This is a genomic window from Curvibacter fontanus, from assembly GCF_054780335.1.
This window is the reverse complement of the sequence record NZ_BAAGWN010000011.1, coordinates 158049-183919: the sequence shown is the minus strand read 5'-3', so window position 1 is coordinate 183919 and position 25871 is coordinate 158049. Positions and strand designations below refer to the sequence as shown.

Genomic DNA, 25871 nt, shown 5'->3' with positions numbered 1-25871 from the left:
GACAACAAAACGTCAAATCACCGCCCTACCATGGGCCGCAAGTCCACAAGGAAACAGGATGCAGACGACCTTCCCGCGACTCCTGATGCAGCACGCAGCCGAGCGGCCGCAAGCCCCGGCCCTGCGCGAGAAGGAATACGGCATCTGGCAGACCTGGGGCTGGGCGCGTGCGGCCGAGGACGTGAAGCTCATGAGCTGCGGCCTGGCGGCCCTGGGCTTCAAGCCCGGGCAGAACCTGGCCATCGTGGGCGACAACCGGCCGCATCTCTATCTGGCCTTTGTCGTGGCGCAGAGCCTGCGCGGCGTGCCCGTGCCCATGTACCAGGACGCGATCGCCAGCGAGATGGCCTTCGTGCTGCAGGACGCTGAGATCCATTACGCCTTTGCCGAGAACCAGGAGCAGGTCGACAAGCTGCTGGAGCTGCGCGAGAGTCTTAAGGATGTGGACGGTGGCCTGCTGCAGCACATCGTCTACGGCGACCCGCGCGGCCTGCGCAACTACCGGCACGAGGGCCTGATCGGCATCGAGCGCCTGTTCGAACTGGGCCGCGCCTACGAGCGCACGCATCCGGACTTCTATGCGAAGTCGGTGGCCCAGGGTGAGCCTTCGGATGTGTCGGTCATCCTCTACACCTCGGGCACCACGGGCCGGCCCAAGGGCGTGTGCCAGACCCATGCGAGTTTCATTGCCGCCGCGCAGGGCGGGGTGCAGGTGGACGGCCTGGCGCCCGAGGACAACATCATTTCCTACCTGCCGCCGGCCTGGGTGGGGGACCACCTCTTTTCCATCGCCCAGTGGCTGGTGGCGGGTTTCACCATCAACTGCCCCGAGTCGGCCGAGACGGTGAGCATCGACCTGCGCGAGATCGGACCGAGTTATTACTTCGCCCCGCCGCGGGTGTTCGAGGGTATGCTGACCTCGGTCTCCATCCGCATGGAGGACGCGGCCGCCCCGAAGCGCTGGCTGTACGGCAAGTTCATGGCCGTGGCGCGCCGCTGCGGCGCCGAGCTCCTGGACGGAAAACCCGTGGGGCTGGGCGACCGCCTGCTCTATGCGCTGGGCAATGTGCTGGTCTACGGGCCGCTGCGCAATGTGCTGGGCTTGAGCCGCATCCGTGTGGCCTACACGGCGGGCGCGGCCATCGGGCCCGACCTGTTCCGCTTCTACCGTTCCATCGGCATCAACCTCAAGCAGCTCTACGGCCAGACCGAGACCTGCGCCTACGTCTGCATCCAGAAGAACGGCCGCGTCAAGCTCAACAGCGTGGGCGAGGCGGCGCCGGGCATCGAGATCAGGATCGCCGACAACGGCGAGGTGCTGGTGCGCGGTGTCTCGGTGCTCAAGGAGTACTACAAGCGCCCCGACGCCACGGCCGAGGTCATGGACGCCGAGGGGTTTTTTCACACGGGCGATGCCGGTGTGATCGACCCGGACGGCCACCTGATCATCATCGACCGCGCCAAGGACGTGGGCAAGATGGCGGCGGGCGCGATCTTCGCGCCCAACTACATCGAGAACAAGCTCAAGTTCTTCCCGCAGATCAAGGAGGCGGTGGTTTTCGGCCACGGCCGCGAGCAGGTCTGCGCCTTCCTCAACATCGACTTCGAGGCCGTGGGCAACTGGGCCGAGCGCCAGGGCCTGCCCTACAGCGGTTACGTGGACCTGGCCGGCAAGCCCCAGGTGCTGGACATGCTGGCCGACTGCGTGCAGCAGGTCAATGCCGGCCTGGCCACCGAGGCCGGCATGGCCGACACGCAGATCGCGCGTTTCCTGGTGCTGCACAAGGAGCTGGACCCCGACGACGACGAGCTCACGCGCACGCGCAAGGTGCGCCGCGGTTTCATCGGCGACAAATACGCCGTGCTGATCGAGGCGCTCTACGCGGGCCGCAAGGAGCAGTTCATCGAGACGCAGGTGAAGTTCGAGGACGGCCGCAGCGGCACGGTTTCGGCCACGCTGCCCATCCGTGACGCCAAGACCTTTACCCCAGTGAAGGCGGTTGCATGAGGAGAAATACCGTTCGGGCTGAGCTTGTCGAAGCCCTTCAGACTAGCAATGCACAAGCACTTCGACCCCTTCGGCAGTGCTCAGGACAGGCGGCTCAGTGCGAACGGGGTTGGGTATGACGCAAGGAAAATTGGGCGACGTGATTCTGGATGTGAAGAACATCTCCCTGGCCTTCGGCGGCGTCAAGGCGCTGACCGACATCTCCTTCGACGTGCGCGAGCACGAGATTCGCGCCATCATCGGCCCCAACGGCGCGGGCAAGAGCTCCATGCTCAACTGCATCAACGGGGTGTACACGCCGCAGCACGGCACCATCACCTTCCGCGGCCGGACCTTCGACCACATGAACAGCCGCCAGGTGGCCGAGATGGGCGTGGCGCGCACCTTCCAGAACCTGGCCCTGTTCAAGGGCATGAGCGTGCTGGACAACATCATGTCCGGGCGCAACCTCAAGATCAAAAGCAGCATCCTGCTGCAGGCGCTGCGGATCGGCCCCGCCGAGCGCGAGGAGATCCGCCACCGCGAGTTCGTCGAGCACATCATCGACTTCCTGGAGATCCAGGCGCACCGCAAGACGCCCGTGGGCCAGCTGCCCTACGGCCTGCAGAAGCGCGTGGACCTGGGCCGGGCCCTGGCCATGGAGCCGCAGGTGCTGCTGCTGGACGAGCCCATGGCGGGCATGAACGTGGAAGAGAAGCAGGACATGTGCCGCTTCGTGCTCGACATCAACGACGAGTTCGGCACGACCGTGGTGCTGATCGAGCACGACATGGGGGTGGTGATGGACATCAGCGACCGCGTGGTGGTGCTGGACTACGGCAGGAAGATCGGCGACGGCACGCCCGACGCCGTGCGCAAGAACGAGGAAGTGGTCCGGGCCTATCTGGGCACTTCTCATCAGGAGATGACGAAATGACCTCGCCTTCGGCTTTGGTGACGCGGCTGCGCCGCATGACGAAAGTCATTTTTCATCAAGCTGCGCAGCAGCCAGGTCATTTCGTCATCTCGCACAGGACAAGCCATGGCATTTTTTCTTGAGACCCTGCTCAACGGCCTCATGGCCGGCATGCTCTATTCGCTGGTGGCGCTGGGCTTTGTCCTGATCTTCAAGGCCTCGGGCGTCTTCAACTTCGCGCAGGGCGCCATGGTGCTGTTCGCGGCCCTGGCCATGGCGCGCTTTGCCGAATGGTTCCCGGCCTGGACCGGCATCGACAACAAATGGCTGGCCAATACCTTTGGTTTCGTGCTGGCCGGCGCCGTCATGTTCGTCGTGGCCTGGGTGATCGAGCGCCTGGTGCTGCGCCACCTGGTCAACCAGGAAGGCGCCACGCTGCTGATGGCCACGCTGGGCATCACCTATTTCATGGAAGGCCTGGGCCAGACCCTGTTCGGCAGCGACATCTACAAGATCGACATCGGCATGCCCAAGGACCCGATCTTCGCCTTCGAGTCGGTCTTCGAGGGCGGCGTGCTGATCAACCAGGAAGACCTGTTCGCCGCGGCCATCGCCGCCGTGCTGGTGGCCGGGCTTTCGCTGTTTTTCCAGAAGACGGCCACCGGCCGCGCGCTGCGGGCCGTGGCCGACGACCACCAGGCCGCGCAGAGCATCGGCATCCCGCTCAACCGCATCTGGGTCATCGTCTGGTGCCTGGCCGGTGTGGTGGCCCTGGTGGCCGGGATGATCTGGGGCAGCAAGCTGGGCGTGCAGTTCTCGCTGGCGACCGTCGCCCTGCGCGCGCTGCCCGTGATCATCCTGGGCGGCCTGACCTCGGTGCCCGGCGCCATCATCGGCGGCCTGATCATCGGTGTGGGCGAGAAGCTGTCCGAGGTCTACCTGGGGCCCTTCGTGGGCGGCGGCATCGAGATCTGGTTTGCCTATGTGCTGGCGCTCGTGTTTTTGCTGTTCCGGCCGCAGGGTCTGTTTGGCGAGAAGATCATCGACCGCGTATGACAGCTCGCTGCGCTCGCATGACCATGCCGCCGCGCGGCACGATGACTTTGCCTGCGGCATCGATGATGGCGCCGCAGACGCCAAGTTGTTCATGCAGGCCTTGCACGCGTCATCGAAGCGGCGCAGCCGCAAGGTCATTCCGTCCTTGAGCAGCGAAGCTGCGGAGTCATTAGCTCATGTTCTACAGAGAAAACGGCCAGTTCAAGACCAGCTACCGCGCGGACCAGCAGATCTTTGCCATCCTGCAGGACCGCATCGCCATCGGCCTGCTGCTGCTGGCCGCCTTTGTGCTGGTGCCCGCGCTGGCCAGCGACTACCTGTTCCGCGCCATCCTGGTTCCCTTCCTGATCTTCTCGCTGGCGGCCATCGGCGTGAACATCCTGGTGGGTTATTGCGGCCAGATCTCGCTGGGTTCGGGCGCCTTCATGGCGGTAGGCGCCTACGGGGCCTACAACTTCTTCGTGCGCATTCCGGGCCTGCCGCTGATCCCCGCGCTCATCCTCGGCGGCCTGTGCGCCACGGCCTTCGGCGTGCTGTTCGGCCTGCCCAGCCTGCGCGTCAAGGGCCTGTACCTCGCGGTGGCCACGCTGGCGGCCCAGTTCTTCGCCGACTGGATGTTCCTGCGCATCAAGTGGTTCACGCTGGACACGCCCTCGGGCTCGGTCTCGGTGTCCAATCTGCAGGTTTTCGGCTGGCCGCTGGAGAGCGCGCTGAGCAAGTACTGGTTCTGCCTGGCCATCCTGGTGGTCGTTGCTTTGCTGGCCAAGAACCTGGTGCGCGGCGCCATCGGCCGCGAGTGGATGGCGATCCGCGACATGGACGTGGCGGCCGCGGTGATCGGCATCCGCCCCATGTACGCCAAGCTCAGCGCCTTCGCCGTGAGCTCCTTCATCGTCGGCGTGGCCGGCGCGCTCTGGGCCTTTGTCTACCTCGGCGCCTGGGAGCCGGCGGCCTTCTCGGTGGACTACTCGTTCCGACTCTTGTTCATGGTGATCATCGGCGGGCTGGGCTCCATCATGGGCAGCTTCTTCGGCGCGGCCTTCATCGTGGTGCTGCCCATCGCGCTCAACCAGTTCCTGCCCATGTTCCTGGGCCTGTTCGGCATCGAGATTTCCACGGCCGGCATCTCGCATGCCGAGCTCATGATTTTTGGCGGCCTGATCGTCTGGTTCCTGATCGTGGAACCGCACGGCCTGGCGCGCTTGTGGTCCGTGGGCAAGCAGAAGATGCGCCTGTGGCCCTTCCCACACTGAACTCAGGGCTGCAGCCCCCTGGGTTTATGTTTTCTTGATGGCTGATGTGCTGGTGGTGTTCCGATCAACTCTAAGGAGACAAGTATGAAGCTACGTCATCTCGTTCTGGCGGCCACGGTGGTGGCGTGTACTGCGCCGGTGGCAGCCCTGGCGCAAGCCAAGGAGCAGTTCATTCCGGTGCTGTCCTACCGCACCGGCCCCTACGCGCCCAACGGCGTGCCCTGGGCCAATGGTTATGTGGACTACCTCAAACTCGTCAATGCGCGCGGGGGCGTCAACGGCGTGAAGCTCTCCTTCGAGGAGTGCGAGACCGGCTACGACACGGCGCGCAGCGTCGAGTGCTATGAACGCCTCAAGAGCAAGGGGGCTACCCTGGTGCAGCCCCTGTCCACGGGCGCGACCTTTGCCATCACCGAGAAGGCCCCGGCCGACAAGATCTCCGTGGTGACGGTGGGCTACGGCCGCAGCGAAAGCGCCGACGGCACGGTGTTCAAGTGGAACTTCCCTCTCGCCGGCACCTACTGGGTGGCGGCCGACGCCATCATCCAGGCCATCGCCAAGAAGGAAGGCGGCCTGGCCAAGCTCAAGGGCAAGAAGATCGCGCTGGTCTACCACGACAGCCCCTTCGGCAAGGAACCCATCCCGCTGCTGCAGGAACGCGCGGCCATGCACGGCTTCAGCCTGCAACTGCTGCCGGTGACCGCGCCGGGCGTGGAGCAGAAGGCCACCTGGCTGCAGGTGCGCCAGAGCCGGCCTGACTACGTGGCGCTGTGGGGCTGGGGCGTGATGAACAGCACGGCCATCAAGGAGGCCCAGGCCACGGGTTACCCGCGCGAAAAGATGTACGGCGTGTGGTGGGCCGGTGCCGAACCCGACGTGAAGGACGTGGCCGAGGGCGCCAAGGGCTACAACGCCGTGACCATGCAGCACGGCGCCGAGCCGCAGTCCAAGCTGGTCAAGGACGTGATGGCCCTGGTGCACGGCAAGGGCCAGGGCACGGGCCCGAAGGAGGAGGTGGGCCAGGTGCTGTACATGCGCGGCGCCATGAGCGCGATGCTGGGCATCGAGGGCATCCGCGCGGCGCAGGAGCGCTACGGCAAGGGCAAGGTCATGACGGGTGAACAGGTGCGCTGGGGCCTGGAGAACCTGAACCTCACGCAGGCCAAGCTGGACGCGCTGGGTTTTGCCGGGGTCATGCGGCCGATCAGCACCTCCTGCGTGGACCACATGGGCGCTTCCTGGGCGCGCATCCACACCTGGGACGGCAAGAAATGGGTGTTCACCTCGGACTGGCTGCAGGCCGACGAACAGATCATCAAGCCGCTGGTGAAGAGCACGGCGGCCAAGTACGCGGCGGAGAAGAAGCTGACGGCGCGCACCCCGGCTGACTGTCAAAGCTGATGACGGCATGACGCCTGCTGCGCAGGCATGACCTTGCGGCTCTGCCGCATCCATGACAGGGAAGAGGTCATGCGCGCAGCGCGTCATCCGTGCGCAAACACGAGTGCCGCGTGCGGCGCTCGTGTTTGCGGAGGGTCATTTCGTCATGGGTACAGCCAATATCGTCATCAACGTCAACGGCATCGAGGTCATCTACAACCACGTGATCCTGGTGCTCAAGGGCGTGTCGCTGCAGGTGCCGGAAGGGGGCATCGTGGCGCTGCTCGGGGGCAACGGCGCGGGCAAGACCACGACGCTGCGCGCCATCTCCAATCTGCTCAAGGGCGAGCGCGGCGAGGTGACCAAGGGTTCGATCGAGTTGCGCGGCGAGCGCATCGAGAACCTCACGCCGTCCGAGCTGGTGCAGCGTGGTGTGGTGCAGGTGATGGAGGGGCGGCACTGCTTTGCCCATCTGACCATCGAGGAGAACCTGTTGACCGGGGCCTACACGCGCAAGAGCAAGACCGAAGTGGCCGCTGGCCTGGAGAAGGTCTACACCTACTTTCCGCGCCTGAAGACACGCCGCGGCTCGCAGGCGGCCTACACCTCGGGAGGCGAACAGCAGATGTGCGCCGTCGGCCGGGCGCTCATGGCCAACCCCAGCATGGTGCTGCTGGACGAGCCCTCCATGGGTCTGGCACCGCAGATCGTGGAAGAGGTGTTCGAGATCGTGAAAGACCTGAACCAGAAGGAGCGCGTGACCTTCCTGCTGGCCGAGCAGAACACGAGCATGGCGCTCAAGTACGCGGACTACGGCTACATCATGGAGTCCGGCCGCATCGTGATGGATGGCGCAGCGGTCGACCTGGCCAGCAACGAGGACGTGAAGGAGTTCTACCTCGGCATGGGCGGCGGCGAGCGCAAGAGTTTCCGAGACGTCAAAAGCTACAAACGCCGTAAGCGCTGGCTGGCGTGAACCGATTCACTCCCTCCCCCCTTTGGGGGTGAGGGAGGGGGTGAGGGGCGGGCGTTGGATGGGTAAGAGCCCTCACCCCAACCCTCTCCCGGAAGGAGAGGGAAAAGAGAGGCAAGGATGACTGATTTTTTTGATGCGCTCGAAACGCGCGACCCGGCGCAGCGCGAGGCGGCGCTGCTGGCCGCCCTGCCGGGCCATGTGGCGCAGGCCCAGCGTTTGGCCCCGGCGTTCGCCGAGATCCTGCGCGGCGTCGATGCGACGGCGATCACCAGCCGGGCCGCGCTGGCCCGCCTGCCGGTGACGCGCAAGCACGAGTTGCTGGAGCGCCAGCAGGCTGCACGCGCGCGTGATGCGGGTGATCCCTTCGGCGGTTTCGCTGCGATCGGCTGGCGCGGCCTGCTGCGCAACAGCGGGGCGCGGCGCGTTTTCCAGTCGCCCGGCCCGATCTACGAACCCGAGGGGCATGCCGCAGATTACTGGCGCAGTGCCCGCGCCTTTGCGGCGGCCGGTTTCGAGGCCGGTGATCTCGTGCACAACTGCTTCAGCTACCACCTGACCCCCGGCGCCTGGATCATGGAGGCCGGCGCACAGGCCCTGGGCTGCACGGTGTTTCCGGGCGGCACGGGCAATAGCGAGCAGCAGCTCGCGGCCATCGCCGACCTGCGGCCCGTGGCCTACGCCGGCACACCGGGTTTCCTGAAGATCCTGGTCGAGAAGGCGCAGGAGGCGGGGCAGACCCTGTCCATCCGCAAGGCCCTGGTCAGCGGCGAGGCCTTTCCGCCCAGCCTGCGCGACTGGCTGGGCGGGCGCGGCATCACCGCCTACCAGTGTTATGCCACGGCCGACGCCGGCCTCATTGCCTACGAGACTTCGGCGCGCGAGGGCCTGGTGCTGGAGGAGGACGTGATCATGGAGATCGTGCGTCCCGGCACGGGCGACCCCGCGCCCGAGGGCGAGGTGGGCGAGGTGGTGGTCACGGTACTGAATCCGGACTACCCGCTGATCCGTTTCGGCACCGGCGACCTCTCGGCCATCCTGCCCGGCCCTTGCCCCACGGGGCGGACCAATACACGCATCAAGGGCTGGCTGGGGCGCGCTGACCAGACCACCAAGGTGCGTGGCATGTTCGTGCACCCAGGCCAGATCGCCGAGATCGTCAAGCCTTACCCGGAGGTGGTGCGCGCGCGCCTGGTGGTGGCCGGCGAGATGGCCAACGACCGCATGACACTGCAGGTGGAAACGGCCTGCGGCGGGCCGGGCGAACTGGCCCTGCGCATTGCCGAAACCATCCGCGACGTGACCAAGTTGCGCGGCGAGGTGGAGCTGGTACTGCCCGGCAGCCTGCCCAACGACGGCAAGGTGATCGAGGACGCACGCAGTTACAAGTGAGCAGCCTGTTTGGGCGGGGTTTTCCCTCGGACTAAGTATTTTCCGCGCTGGCATGCTGGACGGGCGGGGCTAGACTCCCTCCCATTCTTTGGAGGTTCACCATGAAACGTTTGCTACTGCTCGCTGCCGCCGTGACCGCTATCGCGGCCCAGGCCCAATCCTTCCCCGGATCCAAGCCCATCACCATCGTCGTGCCCTTCGCGGCCGGCGGCCCGACCGACCGCGTGGCGCGTGACCTGGCCGAGGCCATGCGCAAGCCCCTGGGCGGCGTGACCCTGGTAGTGGACAACGCAGCCGGCGCCGGCGGCTCCATCGGCGCCAACAAGGTGGCCAAGGCCGCCGCCGACGGTCACACCCTGCTGCTGCACCACATCGGCATGGCCACCATGCCCACCCTGGTGCGCAACCTGCCCTTCAAGGTCGAGACCGACTTCGATTACCTGGGCATGGTCAACGACGTGCCCATGACCCTGATCGCCCGCCCCAACCTGCCGGCCAACAACTACAAGGAACTGACGACCTGGATCAGCGAGAACAAGGGCAAGATCAATCTGGGCAACGCCGGCATCGGCGCCGCTTCGCACCTGTGCGGCCTGATGTTCCAGAACGCGCTCAAGACCGACATGACCACCGTCCCCTACAAGGGTACGGCCCCGGCCATCACCGACCTGATCGGCGGCCAGATCGATCTGCTGTGCGATCAGACCACCAACACCACGAGCCAGATCGAGGGCAAGAAGGTCAAGGCTTTTGCCGTGACCACGGCCAAGCGCCTGACGACGCCTGCACTCAAGGACCTGCCGACGCTCAACGAGTCCGGCCTCAAGGGCTTCGAAGTGACGATCTGGCACGGCCTGTACGCGCCCAAGGGCACGCCGGCCGATGTGCTGGCCAAGCTCAACGCCGCGCTCAAGGCCGCGCTCAAGGACCCGGACTTCATCAAGAAGCAGGAAGGCCTGGGCGCCGTGGTGGTGACCGACAAGCGCGTCGAGCCGGCCGAACACAAGAAGTTCGTGGCCGACGAAATCGCCAAGTGGAGCCCCATTTTGAAAGCGGCCGGGGTTTACGCCGACTGATTGATTCGTTCTGCTTCACTGCCGGAAAGGCCACCGTTCAGGTGGCTTTTTCTTTTTTGCGTTGAGTTGTGTTGTTGCTTGCGTGGCATTGCCGGGGGCACATCCCGGCAATGCCACGCAAGAAAAACAGCCAGCCAACGGCCAGTATCGAAAGCGACAAACAGTCAACCCAACCCGAGGCAAACCCTAGGTCACAGAAGCAAGCCAAAGCCTACACTCGACCGCATCAAATCCAGGAGACATCACCATGCGCAAGATCTTTGCCTCGAACCGCCGCCATCTGCTCGCCGCCGCAACGCTGCTCGCGCTGACACCAGCCGTCTGGGCCCAGGATGCCTGGCCGAGCAAGCCGGTGAAGATCGTCGTGCCCTTTGCGCCGGGCGGCACCACCGACATCCTGGCGCGCGCCATGGCGCCGGAGCTGACCAAGGCCTTTGGCCAGCCCTTCGTGGTGGACAACCGCGGCGGCGCCGGCGGCAATGTCGGCGCGGACATCGTGGCCAAGTCGCCGGCGGACGGCTACACCCTGCTGATGGGCACGGTGGGCACGCACGGGATCAACAAGGCGCTGTATGCCAAGCTGCCCTACGAGCCGCAGAAGGATTTTGCGCCCATCACCCTGGTGGCCGGCGTGCCCAATGTGATGGTGATGAACGCCGACAGGGCCCGGGCGCTGAACATCAACAGCGTGGCCGACTTCATCAAGTACGCCCGCGCCAACCCCGGCAAGCTCAACATGGCCTCCAGCGGCAACGGCACGTCCATCCACCTGGCCGGTGAACTGTTCAAGTCCATGACCGGCATCTTCATGACGCACATCCCCTACCGCGGCTCCGGTCCGGCGCTGCTGGACATGGTGGGCGGCAATATGGATGTCATGTTCGACAACCTGCCGTCTTCCATGCCCCTCATCAAGTCGGGCAAGCTCAAGGCCTTTGCCGTGACCAGCAGCCAGCGTTCTACGGCCCTGCCGGACATCCCGACGGTGGAGGAGGCGGGCAAGCTCAAGGGCTTCGAGGCGAGCAGCTGGTTTGGCCTGCTGGCGCCGGCCGGCACCCCGCCCGACATCGTCAACCGCATCCAGCAGGAGGTGGCCAAGTCGCTGGGCACGCAGGCCATCAAGGAAAAGCTGCAGGCCCAGGGGGCCATCCCCGGCGGCATGTCACCCCAGGAGTTCACCCGCTTCATCGATGCCGAACACAAGAAGTGGGCAGCGGTCGTGAAAGCCTCCGGCGCCAAAGTGGATTAACCCCCAGGCTCCGCTCCCTTCGTTCGCTAGTCGCCGCGGGGCCTTGTCCAGAGGCCAAGGCTCTTCGACCTGTCCAAGCCTGCGCGGGCAGGCTTGGAGCCGCAGGTCTCAGCCCCCCTTGCAGGGGGCAACGCCAGTGGCCCGGCCAAGCCGGTTCCACGGCGTTCCACGATTTGGCTTTCTTCAGGCGCGGCGTTTCGGCGTTGACGTAGCGTTGGACTACACCCCCCAGACGATTTCCTTGTCTGCTTTCTCGCAGCGGCGCAGCATCTCGATGAAGGGGGCGGCGCGCTGACGCAGCGAGACGTCCTCGGCCTTCGGAGGCTCTTCGCCGCGTGCCACGGTGGCTTCCCGCGCAGCTTGCTGCCGGGCCTCTTCCTGGGTGATGGCGGCTTCCAAGGCGGCGATGGCCGCCCCCATGTCCTGCGGCTGCAGGATGCCCTGCTTCTCGTCCAGCGGCTTGCCGATGATCTGCAGCAGGCGCCGGCCATTGGGCTCGAGCATGATGAGGTCGGCGGCGGCGCGGGACTTGAACTTGTAGAGCATGGGGCTGGGCTTTCTCCCTCTCCCTGCGGGAGAGGGTTGGGGTGAGGGCTGTGAGGGTAGCATGCAGGGCATGGAGACACAACAAGACCGACGCAAGCCCTCAGGCCCGCTGACCGGGCTCAAGGTCGTCGAACTGGGTCAGCTGATCGCCGGCCCCTTCGCCGCCAAGACCCTGGCCGATTTCGGCGCCGAGGTGATCAAGATCGAACCGCCGGGCGCCGGTGATCCGCTGCGCAAGTGGCGTTTGCTCAAGGACGGCACCTCGGTCTGGTGGCAGGTGCAGTCGCGCAACAAGCGTTCGCTGGCCCTGGACCTCAAACAGCCCGAGGCGCAGGACATCGTGCGCAAGCTGACCGCCGAGGCCGACGTGCTGATCGAGAACTTCCGTCCCGGCGCGATGGAGGGTTGGGGCCTGGGGCCGGAGGCGCTGCAGACGCTGAACCCGGGGCTCATCATGTTGCGCATCAGCGGCTACGGCCAGACCGGGCCCTACCGCGACCGGCCCGGTTTCGGCGTGGTGGCCGAGGCCATGGGCGGCCTGCGCCACCTGACGGCCGAGTCCGGGCGCGTGCCGGTGCGTGTGGGCGTGTCCATCGGCGACACGCTGGCCTCTTTGCACGGCGTCATCGGCGTCCTGCTGGCGCTGCAGCACCGCCACGCCACGGTCAGTCAGGCAGCGCCGAAGGGGCGAGGCCAGGTGATCGACGTGGCCCTGTACGAGGCGGTGTTCAACTGCATGGAGAGCCTGCTGCCCGAGTACAGCGCTTTTGGCGCGGTGCGCGGGCCGGCCGGCAGCGCCATGCCGGGCATCGCGCCCACCAACGCCTACCGTTGCAGCGACGGGGGTTACGCCCTGATCGCGGGCAACGGCGACAGCATCTTCAAGCGCCTGATGCACTGCATCGGTCGTGACGATCTGGCCAATGACCCGGCGCTGGCCGACAACGCGGGCCGCGTGGCGCGGGTGCAGGAACTGGACGCGGCGATCGGAAAGTGGGCGGCGGCGATGGCGGTGGATGCCGTGCTGGCCGCGCTCGACGCGGCCCAGGTGCCGGCCGGCAAGATCTACACGGTGGCCGACATCGCGGCCGATCCGCATTACGCGGCGCGCGGCATGCTGCAGACGGTGACCATGGAGGATGGCAGCGCACTGACGGTGCCGGGCGTGGTGCCCAAGCTCTCGGCCACGCCGGGCGGTCAGTGGCGACTGGCGCCGGCCCTCGGGCAGGACAGCGAGGCCGTGCTGCGCGAGGTGGGGCTGACGGAGGCGCAGATTGCTGCGCTCAAGGTGCGTGGCGTGGTGGGGTGAATACCTGCCCTCACCCTAACCCTCTCCCAGGGGGAGGGGGAGCAATGCATTTCCACCGCCCTCTCCCGGGGGACAATGCGACCGTCTTGTCCCCTCTCCCCCTGGGAGAGGGCTAGGGTGAGGGCATCAGCCCAGCGACTCGATCAGGTCGATGTAGTCCTGCATGGCCTCGTCCTGGCTCTTGTCCTTGAGCGCGTTCCAGGCGTCCCACTTGGCACGGCCCACCATGTCGGAGAAACCGGGGCGCGCATCGGTGGGGGCGCCGGCGCTGGCCTGCTTGTACAGGGCGTAGATCTTGAGCAGAGTCATGTTGTCGGGGCGCTCGCTGAGGTCTTTGGACGCGGCGACGGCGGCTTCGAATTTGGACTTGAGGTCACTCATGGGGTGGCTCCGGGGTTCTCGATGGCATGGGCGGGTTCATAGGCGCGCAGCAGGCGCCGCAGGTGGGCCTGCTGCGCCGCAACCAGGTAGGGTAGCAGCAAACCGAGGGCCTGGCCGGCCCCGCGCAGGCCGGCGGACTGCAGGCCCTCGGGTTCCAGCGCATGGCGCGGGTTCAGCGCGTACTCGTAGCTCAGCCAGTAGCTCAGCAGCACCACCTGGCTGGTGGCCAGGCCGGCAGCGTCCACCGCTTCGATCTGCAGCGCGCCGCTGCCCTGCAGCCGCGCCAGCAGGGTGCTCAGCGCCACGGTCTGGTCGTGCAGGGTCTGCTGGATGCCGGCTTCGAGCCGGCGGTTGCGGCTGAGCAGGAGGTTGAGGTCGCGGTAGAGGAAGCGGTATTCCCAGATCCGTTCGAACAGGCTGTGCATGAAAAACCAGGCGCCTTCCACGTCGCGCACGTCCCCGGCGGCCGGCAGCAGGCCGGCCAGGGCCTGCTCGTACTGCTCGAAGAGGGTGTTGACCAGGCCGTCCTTGGCCGGGTAGTGGTAGTAGAGGTTGCCCGGGCTGATGCCCAGCTCGGCGGCGATCTGGGTGGTGGAGACATTGGGCTCGCCGTAGCGGTTGAACAGCGCCAGCGCCGCCTCCTGGATGCGCTGGGCGGTGCGGCGTGGCGCCTTTTTGGCCATCAGCGGGTTGTCTTGGCGGCGGGTTTGCGCGCTGTCTTGCGGGCAGGGGTGGCTTTTTTCGCGGCCGTAGCCGGCTTGGCGGCACGGGCCTTGAGCTGCGCTTCCAGCGCCGCCACACGGGCCTGCAAGGCCTGGACCTGCTGCGCCGTGGGCATGCCCAGGCGTTCCAGGGCGCGGGCCACGCGCTCCTCGAACAGGCCTTCGAGCTTGTCCCACTGGCCGGTGGCGCGGCTGCCGATCTCCCGGGCCATGCTGCTCATCTTCTGGCTGGCCTCGCTCAGCCTGGCCTCGGCCGTGGTCTGGGCCTTGCGCTGCATGGTCAGGCCTTCCTGCACCAGGGCGTCGAAGACCTTGCCGCCTTCCTGCTGGGCCTTGGTGAAGGCGCCCAGGCCGGCCAGCCAGATCTGGTGGGCCGAGTCGCGCACGGAATCGGCTTCGGAGGGGTGCGGGGGAGTGCCGTGCGAGGTCGATTTGCTGCTCATGGTGCTGTACTCCTGAAGGGCCGGTATGAACGGGACTCTACGCCCAGTCGGGCCGGTGCGCCAGTGCCTGGGCGGCAGGCGTTTGCAGGTTGGCCATGCGATAAACTTGAGCGTTCATACACAGCCCGGGGCCGGCCTGAAGCGGCGCTACCGGGTCACAGGGGCATGCATGATTCTGGTCACCGGCGGGGCGGGGTTTATCGGCGCGAATTTCGTGCTGGACTGGCTGGCTCAGACCGACGAGCCGGTGCTCAATCTCGACAAGCTGACCTACGCCGGCAACCTGGAAAACCTGGCCACGCTGCAGGGTGACCCGCGGCATGTCTTCGTGCGGGGTGACATCGCCGACGGCGCCCTGCTGCAGCGCCTGCTGGCCGAGCACCGGCCGCGTGCCGTGCTCAACTTCGCGGCCGAGTCCCATGTGGACCGCTCCATCCACGGCCCGGAAGACTTCATCCAGACCAATATCGTCGGCACCTTCCGCCTGCTGGAGTCCGTGCGGGCCCACTGGGGCGGGCTGGACGAAGCAGGCAAAGCGGCCTTTCGTTTCCTGCATGTGTCCACCGACGAGGTCTACGGCTCCCTGGCCCCGGCCGAGCCGGCCTTCACGGAACAGCACCGCTACGAACCCAACAGCCCCTACAGCGCCAGCAAGGCGGCCAGCGACCACCTGGTGCGCGCCTACCATCACACCTACGGCCTGCCGGTGCTGACCACCAATTGCAGCAACAACTACGGCCCCTGCCACTTCCCCGAGAAGCTGATCCCGCTGATGATCGTCAACGCCCTGGCGGGCAAGCCCCTGCCGGTCTACGGTGACGGCATGCAGATCCGTGACTGGCTGTACGTCAAGGACCACTGCAGCGCCATCCGCCGCGTGCTGGCCGCCGGCCGGCTGGGCGAGGTCTACAACGTGGGCGGCTGGAACGAGAAGCCCAATATCGAGATCGTGCAGACGCTGTGTGCGCTGCTCGACGAACTGCGCCCGCGCCCTGATGGCAAGAGCTACCGCGGGCAGATCACCTACGTGAAAGATCGCCCGGGCCACGACCGGCGCTACGCCATCGATGCGCGCAAGCTGGAAAAGGAACTGGGCTGGAAACCGGCCGAGACCTTCGAGACCGGCATCCGCAAGACGGTCTTGTGGTACCTGGACCACCAGGACTGGGTGGCGCACGTGCAGTCCGGCGCCTACCGCGACTGGGTGAGCAAGCAATACGCATGAAGATTCTGCTGCTCGGCAAGAATGGCCAGGTCGGCTGGGAGCTGCAGCGTTCCCTGGCGGTGCTGGGCGAGCTTGTGGCACTGGACCATGACAGCAAGGATCTGTGCGGCGATTTCACCGACATCGAGGGGCTGGCGCAGACCGTGCGCAGCGTGCAGCCGCAGGTGATCGTCAATGCCGCAGCGCATACCGCGGTAGACAAGGCCGAGAGCGAGCCCGAGCTGGCCCGCGCCCTCAATGCCCTGGCCCCGGCGGCGCTGGCCCGCGAGGCCGCGCAGCTCGGGGCCTGGCTGGTGCACTACAGCACCGACTATGTGTTCGACGGCAGCGGCAGCACGCCGTGGAAGGAATCGGATGCCGCCGCACCGCTCAGTGTCTATGGTCGTACCAAGCTCGAAGGCGAACAGGCCATCGCGGCCGGCGGCTGCCAGCACCTGATCCTGCGCACCAGCTGGGTCTACGGCGCACGTGGCGGCAATTTCGCCAGGACCATGCTGCGCCTGGCCGCCGAGCGTGAGCAGCTCACGGTGATCGACGACCAGATCGGTGCGCCCACCGGGGCCGACCTGCTGGCCGACGTGACGGCCCACGCCATCCGGCACGTGCTGCCGCCCATGCGGCGCAACGACCTGACGTCATCGGGCATCTATCACCTCGCGGCGGCCGGCGAGACTTCCTGGCACGGTTATGCGCGCTTCGTGCTGCAGCGGGCGCAGGCGGCCGGCCGGGCCCTGAAAGCCGGGCCGGAACAGGTGCTGCCGATCCCGGCCTCGGCCTATCCGACACCGGCCCAACGGCCGCACAATTCACGCCTGGACACCACGCTGCTGCAAAACACCTTCGGCCTGACCTTGCCGCACTGGGAGGACGGGGTGGCGCGCATGCTGAGGGAGATAGTTTGATGCGCTGATGATTTACAATCATCGCATCAACTTGGTCTTGGAATTCGGTATGCGAACCACTCTGGACATCGAAGACGACGTTCTGCTGGCCGCCAAGGAGATGGCGCGACGGGAGCATCTGAGCGCCGGGCAGGTGATCTCGCGCCTGGCGAGGCGGGCCTTGACGAGCCGGACGGGCGACAGCCCATCGGCTCCGACCGTGGCTGGCTTCCGGCCCTTGCCGCGCCACGGCGCACTGACCAGCAACGACCAGGTCAACGCCCTGCGCGAATCCGAAGGCGTTTGATGGTCGCGCTGCTGGACATCAATGTGCTCATTGCCCTGCTGGACGGCGGGCATGTGCACCATGCCACGGCCACACAATGGCTGGCCAGACATCTCGATGCCGGCTGGGCCTCCTGCCCGCTGACCCAGAACGGCTGCATCCGCATCCTGTCCCAGACGGCCTACCCCAACCAGACGCCAGCGGCTGAAGTGGCGCTTCGGCTGGGCGAGGCCACCCGGCATGCCGCGCATCATTTTTGGCCCGACGCCATCAGCCTGCTGACGCCCGACCTGCTGGACTGGAGTCGGCTGCTCACCGGGCGCCACATCACCGATGCCTATCTGCTGGCCCTGGCCGTCCGGAACCAGGGACGGCTGGTCACGCTGGACCGGGCCGTTCCGCTGGCGGCTGTGCAGGGCGCCCAATCCCGGCATCTGGTGGTGCTGAAAGCCCCCAGTGCCTCTTCCTGACCTCCCCCCTGACATTCCGGATCCGACACCATGACACAACGCAAGGGCATCATCCTGGCTGGCGGCTCCGGCACCCGTCTGCACCCGGCCACGCTGGCCATCAGCAAGCAGCTGCTGCCGGTCTACGACAAGCCCATGGTGTATTACCCGCTGAGCACGCTGATGCTGGCCGGCATGCGCGACATCCTGCTCATCAGCACCCCGCAGGACACGCCGCGTTTCTCCCAACTGCTGGGCGACGGCAGCCAATGGGGCCTGAACCTGCAGTACGCCGTGCAGCCCAGCCCGGACGGGCTGGCCCAGGCCTTCATCATCGGCGAGCATTTTGTGGGCAACAGCCCGAGCGCCCTGGTGCTGGGCGACAACATCTACTACGGCCATGACTTCCAGGGCCTGCTGGGCGCCGCGGATGCCAAAACCAGCGGCGCCACCGTCTTTGCCTACCACGTGAACGACCCCGAGCGCTACGGCGTGGTGGCCTTCGATGCCCGGGGCCAGGCCAGCAGCATCGAGGAAAAGCCCAAGGTGCCGAAGAGCAATTACGCTGTCACCGGCCTGTATTTCTACGACAGCCAGGTGGTGGACATCGCCAAGGCCGTGCAGCCCAGCGCACGGGGTGAACTCGAGATCACCACGGTCAACCAGATCTACCTGGACCGCGGCCAGCTCAGCGTGCAGATGATGGGGCGGGGGTATGCCTGGCTCGATACCGGCACCCACGACAGCCTGCTCGAGGCCAGCCAGTTCATCGCCACCCTGGAGCACCGCCAGGGCCTGAAGATCGCCTGCCCGGAAGAGATCGCCTGGCGTCACGGCTGGATCACCAGTGAGCAACTCGAAAAGCTGGCGCAGCCGCTGGCCAAGAACGGCTATGGCCAGTACCTGCTGCGCCTGCTGAAGGAAAACTCCATTCAGACTCCCTCTCCCTCTGGGAGAGGGCAGGGGTGAGGGCAAGACGCCCGGCGCTCAATAGAATCGACCCCATGCGACTCACTTCCCGGCAGATCGAAGGCCTCAAGCATATCGCTGCGGAGGTGTTTGGCCCACAGGCGCGCATCAGCCTGTTTGGCTCGCGTATCGACGATCAGCGACGCGGCGGGGATATCGATCTCTATGTCACCGGCCTCGCTTTGACCGCAGACGCGCAGTTGGACGCCAAACTCAAGTTCCTGGTCAAGGCCAAGCAGCAGCTGGGCGAACAGCGCATTGATCTGGTTTTCGCGCCCGCGCCTGGGCAGACCGTGCAGCCGATCCACCGAATCGCTGAAACAACGGGAGTGCCTTTGTGACGCCGCAAGACATCATCGAATTCAAGCTCAATCCCGCACTGGAAGAGTGTGCCGTTCACCGCCAGCGCCTGCACCAGGCCTGGCTGGAAGCCGGCGAATTCGCGGCCTTGAAGGAAGATGCCGCTCTTGTCCTCTCGCTGGAGGATGCGCAGGTTCGTACGTTGGATCAACTTGTTTACCGCTTTGGCCGCCTGCAAGACGCCATGGGCACGCGCCTGCTGCCTGCGCTGCTGCAGATGACGCAGGAGTGGCGCGACGACGAACCTTTCCTGGACAAGCTCAACCGTGCCGAAAAGCTCGGCATGCTGACCAGCGCCGAGCAATGGCAACTGCTGCGCGAACTACGCAACCAGACCGCTCGCGAATACCCGGCGCAGCCCGAACTGATGCGCGCCAACCTGCGTCGACTGGTGGCGCAGGTGCCCATGCTGGAGCAGGCGCATGATCAGATGGCTGTCGTGGCGCGGCAGCGCATGAGTGCCTCACCTTCCTCTCCCTCCGGGAGAGGCGCCCCATCAACTCCCTCTCCCTCTGGGAGAGGGCGGGGGTGAGGGTTGCCATGAACATCATCCCCACCGCCATCCCCGACGTCCTGATCATCGAACCCAAAGTGTTCGGCGACGCGCGCGGCTTTTTCTTCGAAAGCTTCAACCAACGTGCCTTCCATCAGGCCACGGGCCTGGAGTTGAACTTCGTGCAGGACAACCACAGCCGCAGCGCCCGGGGTGTGCTGCGCGGCCTGCACTACCAGCTCAGGCAGGCGCAGGGCAAGCTGGTGCGCGTGGTGCGCGGCAGCGTGTTTGACGTGGCGGTGGATGTGCGCAGAAGCTCGCCCACCTTCGGCAAGTGGGTCGGCGTAGAGCTCAGCGAAGGCAACCAGCGCCAGATGTGGGTGCCGGCCGGCTTTGCGCATGGGTTTCTGGTCACCAGCGAGTCGGCCGACTTCCTCTACAAGACCACCGACTATTACGCGCCTGAGTACGAGCGCTGCATCGCCTGGAACGACCCGGCCATCGGCATCCAGTGGCCCCTGAACGGCGCGCCGGTGCTGTCCGGCAAGGATCAGCAGGGCAAGCCGCTGGTGCAGGCCGAGGTGTACGCATGAATCCGACGCCCGTCATCCATCCCGTCATCCTCTGCGGCGGCAGCGGCACGCGCCTGTGGCCCCTGTCGCGCAAGGCCTTCCCCAAGCAGTTCATCCCGCTGCTGGGCGACAAGTCCCTGCTGCAGCTCACGCTGGAGCGCGTGGCGCCGCTGTGTCAGCATGACATGCCGACGCATGACGACCCCGCCGCCGTTCGGCCTGAGCCTGTCGAAGGCCGTCCCTGCATCACCTGCGTGTCGTCCGAAGAACACCGTTTCCTGCTGGCGGATGTGGCGGCCCGGGCGGGCTTGCGCGTGCGCCAGATTCTGGAGCCGCAGCCCAAAAACACCGCCGCCGCCATGGCCCTGGCGGCCCTGGCCGCACCGGCCGACGCCCTGCTGCTGTTCTGCCCGGCCGACCATCACATTCCGGATGCGCAGGCTTTTGGAGACATGGTGCAACAGGCGGCCCCAGCTGCACAGGCCGGCCGGCTGGTGACCTTCGGCGTGCAGCCCAGCTTCCCCAGCACGGCCTATGGCTATATCCAGAAGGGGGCGGTGACCGGTGCCGGCTTCGAGGTGGCCCGCTTCGTCGAGAAGCCGGCGCAGGACAAGGCACTCGAATTCCTGGCCAGTGGGCAGTACCTCTGGAATGCCGGCATCTTCCTGATGCGCGCGGCCGACCTGCTGCAGGCCCTGCAGGCCCACGCGCCCGACATCCTGGACGTCTGTCGCCAGGCGATGCAGCAACCGCAGCGTGACGGCCTCTTCCTGCGCCCCGATGCGCAGGTTTTCGCCGGCTGCCGCAGCCAATCCATCGACTACGCCGTCATGGAGCCGGTTTCGCAACAGCCGGCCCTCACCCCTGCCCTCTCCCAGGGGGAGAGGGAGATAAAAGGGCCAGGCGCGGGTGGTGTTCCCCCCTCTCCCCCTGGGAGAGGGAGGGGCGAGGGAGATCTCTCTCTCTCTCCGCCCGGAAGTGAGTCAGACGAAGGCGGTATTTCTCCCTCTCCCTCTGGGAGAGGGAGGGGTGAGGGCAGCCCCGGCATCACGGTCTTCCCCTTCACCGGCCAGTGGAGCGACGTGGGCAGCTGGAACGCCGTGGCCGATCTGGCGCAAGCCGACGCGCAGGGCAACCGCAGCGGCGGCGAGGCGCAGCATGCCCACCACCTGCGCGCCAGCCGTACCTACATCCACGCGGGCGGCCGGCGACCCGTGGTGGCGCTGGGCACGAAAGACCTGCTCATCATCGACACCCCCGATGCCCTGCTGGTGGCCGATACCGCCCACGCCGAGGCCGTGAAGGAGGTGGTGGCCAAGCTGGAGGCGCTCGATGCGTCCCAGGCCGTGCAGCACCGCCGTGTGGCGCGTCCCTGGGGCTGGTACGACAGCATCGACATGGGCGAGCGCTTCCAGGTCAAGCGCATCATGGTCAAGCCCGGCGCCTCGCTCTCGTTGCAGATGCACCATCACCGCGCCGAGCACTGGGTGGTGGTCAGCGGCACGGCCGAGGTGACCAATGGCGACAGGGTCATGGTGCTGGGCGAAAATCAGAGCACCTACATTCCCATCGGGCAGGTGCACCGCCTGGCCAATCCGGGCAAGGAGCCGCTGGAGATCATCGAGGTGCAGAGCGGCGCGTACCTGGGTGAAGACGATATCGTGCGTTTCGAAGACACTTATGGACGCAAATGAGCCAGCGAGTCAATGACATGACGCAGAAAATTGCACTCATCACCGGCATCACCGGCCAGGACGGCTCCTATCTGGCCGAGTTCCTGCTGGGCAAGGGCTATATCGTTCATGGCATCAAGCGCCGTGCCAGCCAGTTCAACACGGCACGGGTGGACCATCTGTACCAGGACCCTCATGTTGACCATCGCAACTTCGTCCTTCACTACGGTGACCTGACCGACACCAGCAATCTGGTGCGCATCATGCAGCAGGTTCAGCCCGACGAGGTCTACAACCTGGGGGCGCAAAGCCATGTCGCCGTGAGTTTCGAGAGCCCTGAGTACACCGCCGACGTGGACGCCATTGGTTCCCTGCGGCTCCTGGAGGCCATCCGCATACTTGGCCTGGAGAAAAAGACCCGTTTCTATCAGGCCAGCACCTCCGAGCTTTACGGTCTGGTGCAGGAAACCCCGCAGAAGGAAAGCACGCCGTTCTATCCGCGCAGCCCCTACGGCGTGGCCAAGCTCTACGCCTACTGGATCACGGTGAACTACCGCGAGGCCTATGGCCTGTACGCCTGCAACGGCATCCTGTTCAACCATGAGAGCCCGCGCCGCGGCGAGACATTTGTCACCCGCAAGATCACGCGCGGCCTGTGCAACATCGCCCAGGGCCTCGACAAATGCCTCTATATGGGCAATATGGACGCCCTGCGCGACTGGGGCCACGCCAAGGACTATGTGCGCATGCAGTGGATGATGCTGCAGCAGGATGCCCCCAAGGACTACGTCATCGCCACCGGCGTGCAGTACAGCGTGCGCCAGTTCATCGAGAAATCGGCCGCCCAGCTGGGCCTGACCTTGCGCTTTGAAGGCCAGGGCATTGATGAGAAAGCGGTCGTGGCCGCCATCGAGGGCGACAAGGCGCCGGGTCTGAAGGTGGGCGACGTCATCGTGCGGGTTGACCCGCATTACTTCCGCCCGGCCGAAGTCGAAACCCTGCTGGGCGACCCCAGCCTGGCCAAGAAAGACCTGGGCTGGATCCCGCAGATCACGCTGGACGAGATGGTGCAGGAGATGGTGACCCACGATCTGGAGCAGGCGCGCCAGCATGCCCTGCTGCAGCACCATGGTTACACCGTACAGGTGAGCAAGGAAAAATAGCATGCGCCTCACCCCTGAGCAGCAAGCGGCCATCCGTAGCGCCGCCACTGAGGCCTTTGGCCCCGGCGTGGCGGTCTGGCTGTTTGGCTCCCGGGTGGATGAAGCCCGGCGGGGTGGTGACATTGATCTGCTGGTGCGCCCCGGCCCGATGGACATGGGGCAGGTCTTTGGCTGCAAAATCCGCATGCTCACCCTGCTGGAGCAGCGTCTGGGTGAGCGCAAGATTGATCTGGTGGTTGAAACCCCGGAAGATCATCGGCCCATCGTGACCATCGCCCATCAGACCGGAGTACAGCTTCAATGAGCGAGCCCCAGAAACCCGTTCCAGAGATACTGGCCTTGCGGCAGGCGCAAGCCGTATGCCTGGGCCATATGCAGGCCTTGAAGGAGGCACTGGACGATCTGGCAGAACAACCGTCAGTCATGTCTGGTTTGGAGCCGCTGGACAAGAACGGGCGGCGCCTGCTGGACCAGTTTGCCTATCGCTACACCCGGTTGCAAGACGACATGGGTGCCCGTCTCATGCCGAGCATCCTGCAGGCCCTGGGTGAAGACGTTGCCGTCATGCCGGCGCTGGACCGCTTTGCACGCCTGGAGCAACTCGGCTGGTTGCCCAGCACTCAGGCCTGGGGCACGCTGCGGCAGATACGCAACCAGTTTACGCATGATTACACTGAAGACCCGGCGCAGCGCGCATTTCGCCTGCAGGCGGCCTTGCGTGCCGCGCGGGAGCTGTCAGACATCATGGCCGGCCTGCAGCGTCGGCTACAGGAGCGATTTTCTTGAGCAGCCACCACAAGATCTACGTGGCCGGCCACCGCGGCATGGTGGGCAGCGCCATCGTGCGTGGCCTGCAGGCCCAGGGCGTGGACGCGCAACACATCATCACGCGTACCCATGCCGAGCTGGATCTGACCGATCAGCGCGCCGTCAATGAGTTCTTTGGCCGCGAGAAACCCGATCAGGTGTACCTCGCCGCCGCCAAGGTGGGCGGCATCCATGCCAACAACACCTACCCGGCCGAGTTCATCTATGAAAACCTGATGATGCAGGCCAACGTGATCCATGCCGCCCATGTGCATGACGTGCAGAAGCTGCTGTTCCTTGGCTCCAGCTGCATCTATCCCAAGCTGGCGCCGCAGCCCATGGCCGAAGACGCCCTGCTCACCGGCGCCCTGGAGCCCACCAACGAACCCTATGCGGTGGCCAAGATCGCCGGCATCAAGTTGTGCGAGAGCTACAACCGCCAGTACGGGCGCGACTACCGCAGCGTCATGCCCACCAATCTGTACGGTCCGGGTGACAACTACCACCCGGAAAACAGCCACGTCATCCCGGCGCTGCTGCGCCGTTTTCACGAGGCCAAGGCGGCGAACGCGCCCGAAGTGGCCATCTGGGGCTCCGGCACGCCGCGCCGCGAATTTCTCTACGTGGACGACATGGCCGCTGCCAGCGTCTTCGTGATGAATCTGGAGCCGCAGGCTTACGCGGCGCAGGTGCGCTCGCAGCTCAGCCACATCAATGTGGGCTACGGCTCCGATGTCACCATCGCCGAGCTGGCGACCACGGTCGCGCGTGTGACGGGTTATCCGGGGCGCATCACTTTCGACGCCAGCAAGCCCGATGGCGCGCCACGCAAGCTGATGGACTCGACCCGGCTCAAGGCCATGGGCTGGCGGCCCACGGTCGGGCTGGAAGAAGGCCTGCGCCGTGCCTACCAGGACATGACAACACAGAAGGTCAGGCAGGCATGAAGATCACCGTCATCGGTACCGGCTATGTGGGGCTGGTCACGGGCACCTGTCTTGCCGAACTCGGCAACACGGTGTTCTGCCTGGATGTTGACCAGGCCAAGATCGACCTGCTGAACCGGGGTGAGATTCCGATTCATGAGCCCGGTCTCAAGGAGCTGGTCGATCGCAACCGCGCCGCCGGCCGCCTGATCTTTTCCACAGATGTGGCCGCCAGCGTCGCGCATGGCGACATCCAGTTCATCGCCGTCGGCACCCCGCCCGATGAGGACGGCAGCGCCGACCTGCAGTACGTGCTGGCGGCAGCACGCAATATCGGGCGGCACATGACGGGCTTCAAGGTGGTGGTGGACAAATCCACCGTGCCGGTGGGCACGGCAGAGAAGGTGCACGCAGCCATCGCACGGGAGCTGGCGGACAGGAGCCTGCGCGAGTCGCCCAGATTCGCCGTGGTGTCCAACCCCGAGTTCCTCAAGGAAGGCGCCGCGGTGGAGGACTTCATGCGGCCGGACCGCATCGTGATCGGTGCGGATGACGCCAAGCCGGACGGCCGACGCGCGCGTGAACTCATGGTGCGGCTCTACACGCCTTTTACGCGCAACCACGACCGTATCCTGACCATGGACGTCAAGAGCGCCGAGTTCACGAAATATGCCGCCAACGCCATGCTGGCCACGCGCATCAGCTTCATGAACGAGCTGGCCAATCTGGCGGACCGGGTGGGGGTGGACATCGAGCAGGTGCGCAAGGGCATAGGCTCGGACCCGCGCATCGGCTACAGCTTCCTGTACGCCGGGACCGGTTACGGTGGCAGCTGTTTCCCCAAGGATGTGCAGGCCCTGGTGCGCACGGCTGGCGAGTACGGCCAGGGGCTGGAGATACTGCAGGCCGTGGAATCGGCCAACCATCGGCAGAAGCAGGTGCTGGTCGGCAAGATCCTGGCCCGTTTTGGCGATGACCTCCGAGGCCGGACCTTTGCTCTGTGGGGCCTGGCCTTCAAGCCCAACACCGACGATATGCGCGCCGCACCGAGCCGCGTGATCATTGCGGAACTGGTGCGCCGTGGCGCACGCGTGCAGGCCAATGATCCCGTGGCCATGCATGAGGCCCGGCGCTGCCTGGCACTGGATCTGCCGGCCGCGCATCTGGCGGCCGTGACCTTCCATGAGCAGCCCATGCAGGCATTGCAGGGGGCGGATGCCCTGGTGATCGCCACCGAATGGAAGGCCTACCGAAGCCCGGACTTCGCAGCCATCAAGGCGGCTTTGCGCGAGCCGGTCATTTTTGACGGACGCAATCTTTATGAACCGGCCGATGTGCGTGAAGCCGGCTTTCAGTACGAAGGCATCGGCCGCCGGGCCTGAGC

Annotated in this window: 29 protein-coding genes; 25 read left to right on the top strand and 4 right to left on the bottom strand. The window is 65.8% G+C overall.

Annotated elements, in window-relative coordinates:
- Positions 1–58: 58 nt before the first annotated feature.
- From ACYVH8_RS07005 to ACYVH8_RS06960, 10 genes are all read left to right on the top strand, one after another.
- Entirely contained in the window at positions 59–2008 is a 1950-nt protein-coding gene (locus tag ACYVH8_RS07005) for an AMP-dependent synthetase/ligase (protein WP_460488161.1), read from the top strand.
- Between the two features lie 115 nt (positions 2009–2123).
- Positions 2124–2924, top strand: a complete 801-nt coding sequence (locus tag ACYVH8_RS07000) for an ABC transporter ATP-binding protein (protein WP_460488160.1) — start codon at positions 2124–2126, stop codon at positions 2922–2924.
- Positions 2921–3046, top strand: coding sequence for a hypothetical protein (locus ACYVH8_RS06995; RefSeq protein ID WP_460488159.1), 126 nt, complete (start codon positions 2921–2923; stop codon positions 3044–3046). Before ACYVH8_RS07000 ends, ACYVH8_RS06995 begins: the two co-directional genes overlap by 4 nt.
- Positions 3030–3959: a branched-chain amino acid ABC transporter permease gene (locus ACYVH8_RS06990; RefSeq protein ID WP_460488158.1), complete on the top strand. Its 930-nt coding sequence runs from the start codon at positions 3030–3032 to the stop codon at positions 3957–3959. The genes ACYVH8_RS06995 and ACYVH8_RS06990 overlap by 17 nt, the downstream gene beginning before the upstream one ends.
- A 176-nt stretch (positions 3960–4135) precedes the next feature.
- Positions 4136–5212: a branched-chain amino acid ABC transporter permease gene (locus ACYVH8_RS06985; RefSeq protein ID WP_460488157.1), complete on the top strand. Its 1077-nt coding sequence runs from the start codon at positions 4136–4138 to the stop codon at positions 5210–5212.
- An 84-nt stretch (positions 5213–5296) separates the two neighbouring features.
- The gene (locus tag ACYVH8_RS06980) at positions 5297–6613 is read left to right on the top strand and encodes an ABC transporter substrate-binding protein (RefSeq protein ID WP_460488156.1); all 1317 of its coding nucleotides are present in this window, start codon (positions 5297–5299) and stop codon (positions 6611–6613) included.
- Positions 6614–6758: 145 nt separating this feature from the next.
- Positions 6759–7568, top strand: a complete 810-nt coding sequence (locus ACYVH8_RS06975) for an ABC transporter ATP-binding protein (protein WP_460488155.1) — start codon at positions 6759–6761, stop codon at positions 7566–7568.
- 117 nt (positions 7569–7685) lie between these two features.
- Positions 7686–8957, top strand: a complete 1272-nt coding sequence (locus ACYVH8_RS06970) for a phenylacetate--CoA ligase family protein (protein WP_460488154.1) — start codon at positions 7686–7688, stop codon at positions 8955–8957.
- 101 nt (positions 8958–9058) lie between these two features.
- Entirely contained in the window at positions 9059–10033 is a 975-nt protein-coding gene (locus ACYVH8_RS06965; RefSeq protein ID WP_460488153.1) for a tripartite tricarboxylate transporter substrate-binding protein, read from the top strand.
- A 247-nt stretch (positions 10034–10280) separates the two neighbouring features.
- Positions 10281–11282, top strand: coding sequence for a Bug family tripartite tricarboxylate transporter substrate binding protein (locus ACYVH8_RS06960; RefSeq protein WP_460488152.1), 1002 nt, complete (start codon positions 10281–10283; stop codon positions 11280–11282).
- A 219-nt stretch (positions 11283–11501) separates the two neighbouring features.
- On the opposite strand, the gene ACYVH8_RS06955 is transcribed toward ACYVH8_RS06960, so the two are convergent.
- Positions 11502–11828: a DUF1840 domain-containing protein gene (locus tag ACYVH8_RS06955; RefSeq protein WP_460488151.1), complete on the bottom strand. Its 327-nt coding sequence runs from the start codon at positions 11826–11828 to the stop codon at positions 11502–11504.
- A gap of 70 nt (positions 11829–11898) precedes the next feature.
- On the opposite strand from ACYVH8_RS06955, the gene ACYVH8_RS06950 reads away from it, so the two are divergent.
- The gene (locus tag ACYVH8_RS06950) at positions 11899–13137 is read left to right on the top strand and encodes a CaiB/BaiF CoA transferase family protein (RefSeq protein ID WP_460488150.1); all 1239 of its coding nucleotides are present in this window, start codon (positions 11899–11901) and stop codon (positions 13135–13137) included.
- Positions 13138–13263: 126 nt separating this feature from the next.
- Here ACYVH8_RS06950 and ACYVH8_RS06945 read toward each other — a convergent pair whose 3' ends face one another.
- Genes ACYVH8_RS06945 through ACYVH8_RS06935 form a run of 3 tightly spaced genes read right to left on the bottom strand, consistent with a single transcriptional unit; the run spans position 13264 to position 14683 of the window.
- Entirely contained in the window at positions 13264–13518 is a 255-nt protein-coding gene (locus tag ACYVH8_RS06945) for an acyl-CoA-binding protein (protein WP_460488149.1), read from the bottom strand.
- Complete coding sequence (locus ACYVH8_RS06940; RefSeq protein WP_460488148.1) at positions 13515–14201, bottom strand: TetR/AcrR family transcriptional regulator; 687 nt, start codon at positions 14199–14201, stop codon at positions 13515–13517. The genes ACYVH8_RS06945 and ACYVH8_RS06940 overlap by 4 nt, the downstream gene beginning before the upstream one ends.
- The gene (locus ACYVH8_RS06935) at positions 14201–14683 is read right to left on the bottom strand and encodes a phasin family protein (RefSeq protein ID WP_460488147.1); all 483 of its coding nucleotides are present in this window, start codon (positions 14681–14683) and stop codon (positions 14201–14203) included. Before ACYVH8_RS06935 ends, ACYVH8_RS06940 begins: the two co-directional genes overlap by 1 nt.
- A 169-nt stretch (positions 14684–14852) precedes the next feature.
- Here ACYVH8_RS06935 and rfbB point away from each other — a divergent pair, with 169 nt between their 5' ends.
- Genes rfbB through ACYVH8_RS06865 form a run of 14 tightly spaced genes read left to right on the top strand, consistent with a single transcriptional unit; the run spans position 14853 to position 25869 of the window.
- Positions 14853–15908 carry a dTDP-glucose 4,6-dehydratase gene (gene rfbB / locus ACYVH8_RS06930; protein WP_460488146.1) on the top strand — a complete coding sequence of 352 codons (1056 nt, stop codon included), beginning with the start codon at positions 14853–14855 and terminating at the stop codon, positions 15906–15908.
- Complete coding sequence (gene rfbD, locus ACYVH8_RS06925; protein ID WP_460488145.1) at positions 15905–16810, top strand: dTDP-4-dehydrorhamnose reductase; 906 nt, start codon at positions 15905–15907, stop codon at positions 16808–16810. The genes rfbB and rfbD overlap by 4 nt, the downstream gene beginning before the upstream one ends.
- A gap of 49 nt (positions 16811–16859) precedes the next feature.
- The gene (locus tag ACYVH8_RS06920; protein WP_460488144.1) at positions 16860–17096 is read left to right on the top strand and encodes a CopG family transcriptional regulator; all 237 of its coding nucleotides are present in this window, start codon (positions 16860–16862) and stop codon (positions 17094–17096) included.
- Positions 17096–17545, top strand: coding sequence for a TA system VapC family ribonuclease toxin (locus tag ACYVH8_RS06915; protein ID WP_460488143.1), 450 nt, complete (start codon positions 17096–17098; stop codon positions 17543–17545). Before ACYVH8_RS06920 ends, ACYVH8_RS06915 begins: the two co-directional genes overlap by 1 nt.
- Positions 17546–17575: 30 nt before the next feature.
- A complete protein-coding gene (gene rfbA, locus ACYVH8_RS06910; protein WP_460488142.1) occupies positions 17576–18493 on the top strand; it encodes a glucose-1-phosphate thymidylyltransferase RfbA in 918 nt (305 codons plus the stop codon).
- Positions 18494–18528: 35 nt separating this feature from the next.
- Entirely contained in the window at positions 18529–18834 is a 306-nt protein-coding gene (locus ACYVH8_RS06905; protein WP_460488141.1) for a hypothetical protein, read from the top strand.
- Entirely contained in the window at positions 18831–19385 is a 555-nt protein-coding gene (locus ACYVH8_RS06900; RefSeq protein WP_460488140.1) for a hypothetical protein, read from the top strand. Before ACYVH8_RS06905 ends, ACYVH8_RS06900 begins: the two co-directional genes overlap by 4 nt.
- 8 nt (positions 19386–19393) lie before the next feature.
- On the top strand, positions 19394–19939 hold the full coding sequence (gene rfbC / locus ACYVH8_RS06895; RefSeq protein WP_460488139.1) for a dTDP-4-dehydrorhamnose 3,5-epimerase: 546 nt from the start codon (positions 19394–19396) through the stop codon (positions 19937–19939).
- On the top strand, positions 19936–21612 hold the full coding sequence (locus ACYVH8_RS06890) for a sugar phosphate nucleotidyltransferase (protein ID WP_460488138.1): 1677 nt from the start codon (positions 19936–19938) through the stop codon (positions 21610–21612). Before rfbC ends, ACYVH8_RS06890 begins: the two co-directional genes overlap by 4 nt.
- Positions 21613–21629: 17 nt before the next feature.
- On the top strand, positions 21630–22754 hold the full coding sequence (gmd, locus tag ACYVH8_RS06885; protein WP_460488137.1) for a GDP-mannose 4,6-dehydratase: 1125 nt from the start codon (positions 21630–21632) through the stop codon (positions 22752–22754).
- A 1-nt stretch (position 22755) separates the two neighbouring features.
- Positions 22756–23058: a nucleotidyltransferase domain-containing protein gene (locus tag ACYVH8_RS06880; protein ID WP_460488136.1), complete on the top strand. Its 303-nt coding sequence runs from the start codon at positions 22756–22758 to the stop codon at positions 23056–23058.
- A complete protein-coding gene (locus ACYVH8_RS06875; protein WP_460488135.1) occupies positions 23055–23540 on the top strand; it encodes a hypothetical protein in 486 nt (161 codons plus the stop codon). The genes ACYVH8_RS06880 and ACYVH8_RS06875 overlap by 4 nt, the downstream gene beginning before the upstream one ends.
- Positions 23537–24508: a GDP-L-fucose synthase gene (gene fcl, locus ACYVH8_RS06870; RefSeq protein WP_460488134.1), complete on the top strand. Its 972-nt coding sequence runs from the start codon at positions 23537–23539 to the stop codon at positions 24506–24508. Before ACYVH8_RS06875 ends, fcl begins: the two co-directional genes overlap by 4 nt.
- On the top strand, positions 24505–25869 hold the full coding sequence (locus ACYVH8_RS06865) for a UDP-glucose dehydrogenase family protein (RefSeq protein ID WP_460488133.1): 1365 nt from the start codon (positions 24505–24507) through the stop codon (positions 25867–25869). The genes fcl and ACYVH8_RS06865 overlap by 4 nt, the downstream gene beginning before the upstream one ends.
- Positions 25870–25871 lie beyond the last annotated feature (2 nt).